The sequence below is a fragment of the Streptomyces sp. HSW2009 genome (assembly GCF_040240285.1).
Classification (GTDB): Bacteria; Actinomycetota; Actinomycetes; order Streptomycetales; family Streptomycetaceae; genus Streptomyces.
Genome location: NZ_JBEHZD010001115.1, coordinates 1 through 692, shown reverse-complemented (window position 1 = coordinate 692; position 692 = coordinate 1). Strand labels below are relative to the sequence as shown.

The 692-nt window shown below is 77.0% G+C and carries 1 protein-coding gene; it reads right to left on the bottom strand.

What is annotated here, in order from left to right:
* Nucleotides 1–88: 88 nt before the first annotated feature.
* Nucleotides 89–692, bottom strand: a 604-nt coding sequence (locus tag AAHZ94_RS34825) for an SLATT domain-containing protein (RefSeq protein WP_349997659.1), incomplete at its 5' end; no start/stop codon positions are given.

The following is a 692-nucleotide window of genomic DNA, read 5'->3' as shown; positions in this document are numbered from 1 at the left end:
GCCCCGCGGGCCGCCGGCCCGGCCCCCGCGGCCCGCCCCCCGGCGCCGCTCCGGCCCGCGGTACGGGCCTGACCTGCGGTGGTGCCGGTCAGCGGGGGAAGTTCGGCGGGCGCTGCCGGGGCATGTTCGGGCGGGTGCCCGGGGGGATCAGCAGCCGGCTCGGCGGTGTACTCGCCTCCGTACGGGCGCTCCACACCAGCGACTGAGTGCACAGCGGCACCGACCGCGTCCCGAACTCGACCATCCAGTCGGCCGTCTCGGCCCGCACCAACTCGGTGACGTCCTCGGCGAACCGGCGCAGCACCGTCAGGCACCGCTCGGCCGCCTCGCTCGCCGTGCCCTCGGTGGGGCCGAGCACCTCGCGCACGTTCTCCACCGACCAGTCGAACTGGAGCGCCTCAAGCCGCCGGTGCACCGCCTGCGCCGTGGCCAGGTCCCGCATCCAGCCGGAGGTGAGCCCGAAGAACCGGTCGCAGGCCAGGCAGGCGACCGAGGCGAGCAGCGCGAGCACGCCCCAGGCCGCGCCGGTGCCCAGAGTGCGGGTCAGTTCCAGGAGCGGGAGTACGCCGCCCGCGGTCGCGGCGAGCGCGGCCCCGGCGCGGCGGGGGCGCGCCCCCCCCCCCGTCCCGGCCCCGCGGGGTCGTTTAAACAAATGACCCGGCCCCCGCAACTCCGTGTGTTGATGGAGGGGG